This is a genomic window from Cytophaga sp. (assembly GCF_051961495.1).
Taxonomy (GTDB): domain Bacteria; phylum Bacteroidota; class Bacteroidia; order Cytophagales; family Cytophagaceae; genus Cytophaga.
Genome location: NZ_JBQCDF010000217.1, coordinates 1 through 5,161, shown reverse-complemented (window position 1 = coordinate 5,161; position 5,161 = coordinate 1). Strand labels below are relative to the sequence as shown.

Sequence of the window (5,161 nt, the reverse complement as noted above, 5' to 3'; positions counted from 1 at the left end):
CAGACCGTTTCTTTTCTACCTGGGTAAGAAAATCGTCAGAGATCCACCATCCATGCAATAGGTTCGCCTGTGTTGAGCGCTGGTACAAAGAGTCCGCGGCAGCAGTATCACCGTTATGTTCAGATGAGGATACGCAGCCTGCAAGTGAAACAGCTGCAACAAGGAACGTATAGAATATTTTCATAGGTGTTATTATAAATATTGCAATAGTGGTGACCTTCATTTATTCTAATTTACATTTTACTCTCACAGCGGATATTATCTCTGCTTTTCTATGCTTATTACTTTGGGCATGCCGTCGGTTTCAGGAGACCCATACACAAAGATTCTGGTCGAGTCCTGATCGTAACGCACAGTGACGGAATCAATGGCGTCTGTATTAAATTCACGGCTGTCCACAAGTTTTTCAAATATAAAGTGTTTGGTATAGAAATCAACACCGGGCGGCGCTAAAACACCTTTAAAAGATCTGTTCATCCGGATGTGCGTGTCTTCGTAATAAATCTCATCGGCAGGATCAAACAGTCTGCCAAGTAATGAAAATACAATCACAACACCTAAGAACGGAACCAGTAGAAACGCACCGGTAACGCTGGGCAGGAAACGAAAAATTCTGAAGTATATTTTTTCTATTTTATTTAAGATGGCTTTGTTTGCGACAAAATAGAACAACACTCCTGTCAGCATGGCTGTGAGTACAAAGATCCGTGTCGTCCAGATCCCGCGCAGACCAATATCAAATTGCAGATAAGTAAAAGCAATGGTGAGGCAAATAAAAAATGTTATGTAGTGCAGGTATTTTATTATCCTGGAAAAAGTGCTACCCAACTGCCAACTCACGTATTTGTCCCAACGAAAAATCAGGTAGGTATAGAGAAGTGTAAATACGATTGTGAAGATTACCATTGGGGTTTGGGGTATTGTGTTGTTGCCTATGTTTACTGTAACTAACTATGTTTTCCCAAAATCGGCTTTAATTCTTTAGCAAGCTTGGTTTCCAGAACGCCCATATAATCTGCCATTTCATGTTCAAATTCCAGTACCTTCATCTTTAAAGAAAGATTCGTTCCCTGTGTCCAATAAAAAAGCTGGAGGCCTTGAGTTCTTGGAACTTTGTAATACCCTAAATGTTGAACTAATCTTCCCCAGATTGCTTTTTTTACTTTACCGACATACAATATTTTACTCTTTGAGAAATTCTTTTTAATTGCTGGAACAGCTTTAGAATCTTTTATTAATCTATATTTATTTACTCGGTCTACTATTTCTTCAGCAGAATGGTCTGATTGAATTTCAAAATAATATAGACATGGTCCAGATATCTTAGTAATAATATCAAAAACTTTTGAAAAATCACTTTCTTTCAAAACACTTACATGATTGTAATTTTTCATTTCAAAGCAGTCAATATCAAATTCATAAGTTTCTTTTGCGCCATTTTGAGAAACTCTTTGTAAAGGCTCTAAAGCATTTAAGCTAAACTCTTTTATTTTTTGGTTCATCATTTTTTCGTTTTGATTAAGAATTGAGTATTCAGTTTGCAGGCTCTTGTTTTTTATACTCAACGGCGAAGTAACTAGAAACAACCAGAATTATTTATTACTTCTATATCTAAATCAAAATACTCAGTACGCATCTCAGTAAAACATTGTATCAATGAAAGCTTAGCAACATTAGATTTATAAAGTTCAATATAATTAGGTAACTTTTTGTTTTTTAAATGTGCAGTAAAACTCATAACATATTTAATATTTTTTTCTTTAAATAAGAGAATAAATTGCTCTTCAGTTAATCCGCCATTATTTATATTATTTAGTTTTGAAAATATTAATTTCAAGTAACTATTTTGATCATCCTTAAGATCATTCTTTAATCTTCTAGCGGAAGAGACTATTTGACTATATAACTCTCTCATCTCAGCACTAAAACCATATTTAATATGACACAAATATATAGCATCTTCATTTATATATATAACATCCGCTAACTCAATTGAATCTACAGTTAATGTATCTAGAACCAGATAATTTTGCTTTAGATATTTTTTGTTATACTCATATTCACTTATGCGCTTTCCATCGACCTTTTTATCCCATACCTCATTTAAAACTATATTAGATAAGTTATTGCTTTGTAAAATTTCTGAACACCTTGTATTCATTTCCTTTATAAAAATTTCTCTAAGTTTATACCACTTTGAATCTAAATATATAAAAGTCCCAATACCTCTAAGCGAAAGTTCTGTATTTATATGATATATAAGAGCCGTTTTCAGTATTGGAGTAGATTTTTGACTCTTATATGTATAAATATAAATATTCAAGATTTTTTCATTAAAATTTTTAAGATTGTTATCATGACCATTTTGTTTTAAAAATTCAAGAATTAGTTTTAATATTTCACCTTTATCGTTGGTTACATTAATTCTTTTAAATTTAAGTCTTCCCAATTTTAGCTTGATCTCATATTCATCTGCGCTATAAAAATCTTCAATTTTATTCGGGTAACATAAATCAAAATTTGAAACTTTATTTTGAATAATTTCATTTCTTTTATTAAACAATTCATTTATTATGCCTGGTTTTAAGGATTTAGAAATCAATTCCTTATTTGTTATCTCTTTATATGAGCTAAAAAAATCATTAGGCTTTATTGATTCTATGTAAACCAGTATTTTGATCAAATCACCTAATTCATCAAATGAAAGTTTTTTATTTATATTAAACCCGCTAGAAATATTTAATATAATTTGCGATGATCTACTGGTTACAAATTGATTAAAAAATAGTTCCGCTTGACGGTTGTCAAGTTTAATTTTCATTTCAACTGGTATTTTACCAAATTTAATGTAATCTATTATTCGATAATTATCTTTGAACTGTTCCTGCATACCGGCTCTTAAACCAGTAACGCCCCTTGTTTTAATTGTAATGATTTGATCTTTTGTTGGACTCATGATCCGTGCATAAGTATTTAACCCATAAGACATATCTAAGAAGGGTAATAAATATTTATAAAATCCGCCACCAACAATTGAAAAAATTCCAACTGATGTTTTTACTATTAACAATAATGAAGGAATTTTAAAATTAAAAGAAATGCCTTTAATAAATTCATTTGGAAAGAAATCAGACCATTCAGATTCTTTTTCATCAGATTCAATCACAATTAGCAATGCGTCAAAGTCATTTAGTTTTAAATCTCTTTCAACAAATTTTTTATGATTAGAATTCAAATGTTCTCTAATCCCTCCATGAACCTTATCAATTACAAAAGATTTATCAATTTTATATATAGTAGGATTTTGCTTCATTCACTTACGTTAAATTATACAATTTCTTCAAATAACTAATTGAGACAAAGCCCCCCGTTTCAGCCTTCTTTTTTTATCTTTTTTATTAATTCGTCAAACACTATTTCAGTCCAATCTTTTTTCCATTCAGTTCTAAAATTAATGTCGCTTGATGCAGGCTTTTCTGTTAATGATTTAATCTTAACAATTGTAGGAATTGGAATACTGTCACCAATTATTAAAGCTTCTTGTCTTTCAAGAACTGGTAAAGCATCTGTTATTGCACTTACATTGTCAGGCATTAACCGTTTTACATATTGTTGATCAGTTGGATTTGTCAATCGCATTGCAACAAAATTATTACATTGCGAAAAAATTGTTTCAGAAATTTCCGATGGCCTTTGACTTACAATCATTAAAGATAATCCATACTTTCTACCTTCTTTTGCAATTCGCTCAATTGATTTTTTAACAGAATGATATTTTGCACCTTGAGTTTGAGGGATATAATTATGAGCCTCTTCCAAAACTAACAAAAATGGAATTTCTTTATCATCTTTAATACTTTTATAATAAAAACAGAAGTCAAAAACTAAACGACTAATAAGAGAAACAACCAGGCTTAAAACTTCAAACGGTATTCCGCTAAGATCTATAATAGTTATATTGTTTTTATCCGTTTCGTAGCCAATAAACTGTTTTAAAATATCAGATAAATCTTCTGTTTTGTATTCTCCTCCTCCGCTTTTTTCCGATTTTAAAAGAAAAGATAAACGCTGGTCATTAAGTTTAGTTTCTAATCTAGGAACAAATCTATCGAATTCTCCTGCATATGGGCCTGAATTAATCTTTCCTGATATCTTATCTTCAAACTCTATAACTTCAAAAAGTTGAAACTCATTTGCAACCCCTGGTATTTTTGCCTTTATTTTTAACTCTCCTGTTTTTGCGTCTTTAGTAGCATTATTATGATTTGATATATATCGGTAAACTTCATCAATGCTAAAATAAACAGGAGTATCATAATTTACTTTAGTTAATATAGGATTATGACGTTTTTTGTTTAATGTTACAGCATTTTTAAACTGTGAAATTTGATTGTGTGAATTACTTTCTGAACTTTCGATAAACATTTCTTCCAATTCTTCTGAATTCATTAACCAATAAGGAAGAATCAAATTATTTATATCAAGTTTTTTTGATTTTGTAAAAGCTGGTGAATACTCTCCGTGTAAATCAAAAAGTATAATATGAGAATTATTTAAAACACCATTTTCCTTCTGACCAACTGTTGGCTTAATGCCTTCTTGTAAAATTCTTGCAACTGTTCCTGATTTACCTGAACCAGTAGAACCTACAACAGCAATATGCTTACTAAAAAATTTATCCCCATCAACTGCGATGTCAATAGCATTATTTTGAGCTAAAGTTGAAAAGATAAATTTTTTACCTTCTTCTGTCGATTCATAAATCCCTTTTAGAATGGAACTATCAGCAATAGAAACTTGATTGGGTGGTATTGCTATTTGCTGGCCGCCTCTTTTAAATTTTCCTGCATCATCTAAAAACCCAATCGGTTGGGCATCTAAAATAAATGTAGGTTGTGTAACTGTTGTTTCACCACCTACATTTGTTTCCTTTATTTTGAAACTTTGGACCAATGCAATGATTGAAGTATTTGAATCGTCTGAAATTTTAAGATAACTTCCAATTGTGAAATCAGAAGTATCAGTTTTAAATTTATCAACATCAATAACTTCGATTTGGATTAAATTTGGCGCGACTGTTAAAATTCTAAATATATCGCTGTTTGTTGCTTCTGACATAGCTTAATTTAATTGGTTAATACTTGATATACTTCCTTTAAGG

Annotated in this window: 5 protein-coding genes; all 5 read right to left on the bottom strand. The window is 30.8% G+C overall.

Going from position 1 to position 5,161, the window contains the following annotated elements; all coding sequences use genetic code 11:
• On the bottom strand, nucleotides 1–184 hold a 184-nt coding region (locus ACTHJT_RS11890), incomplete at its 3' end, for a hypothetical protein (RefSeq protein ID WP_440238426.1).
• 74 nt (nucleotides 185–258) lie between these two features.
• A complete protein-coding gene (locus ACTHJT_RS11885) occupies nucleotides 259–906 on the bottom strand; it encodes a hypothetical protein (protein ID WP_440238424.1) in 648 nt (215 codons plus the stop codon).
• A gap of 41 nt (nucleotides 907–947) precedes the next feature.
• Nucleotides 948–1,505 carry a hypothetical protein gene (locus ACTHJT_RS11880; RefSeq protein ID WP_440238422.1) on the bottom strand — a complete coding sequence of 186 codons (558 nt, stop codon included), beginning with the start codon at nucleotides 1,503–1,505 and terminating at the stop codon, nucleotides 948–950.
• Nucleotides 1,506–1,576: 71 nt separating this feature from the next.
• Nucleotides 1,577–3,313, bottom strand: a complete 1,737-nt coding sequence (locus ACTHJT_RS11875; RefSeq protein ID WP_440238420.1) for a DUF6119 family protein — start codon at nucleotides 3,311–3,313, stop codon at nucleotides 1,577–1,579.
• Between the two features lie 59 nt (nucleotides 3,314–3,372).
• Nucleotides 3,373–5,118: an ATP-binding protein gene (locus ACTHJT_RS11870; RefSeq protein ID WP_440238418.1), complete on the bottom strand. Its 1,746-nt coding sequence runs from the start codon at nucleotides 5,116–5,118 to the stop codon at nucleotides 3,373–3,375.
• Between the last annotated feature and the right edge of the window lie 43 nt (nucleotides 5,119–5,161).

Bases quoted from the DNA above. Each gene is read 5' to 3' on its own strand.
- ACTHJT_RS11880 (WP_440238422.1), bottom strand. From the start codon at position 1,505: ATGATGAACCAAAAAATAAAAGAGTTTAGCTTAAATGCTTTAGAGCCT.
- ACTHJT_RS11870 (WP_440238418.1), bottom strand. From the start codon at position 5,118: ATGTCAGAAGCAACAAACAGCGATATATTTAGAATTTTAACAGTCGCG.
- ACTHJT_RS11885 (WP_440238424.1), bottom strand. From the start codon at position 906: ATGGTAATCTTCACAATCGTATTTACACTTCTCTATACCTACCTGATT.
- ACTHJT_RS11875 (WP_440238420.1), bottom strand. From the start codon at position 3,313: ATGAAGCAAAATCCTACTATATATAAAATTGATAAATCTTTTGTAATT.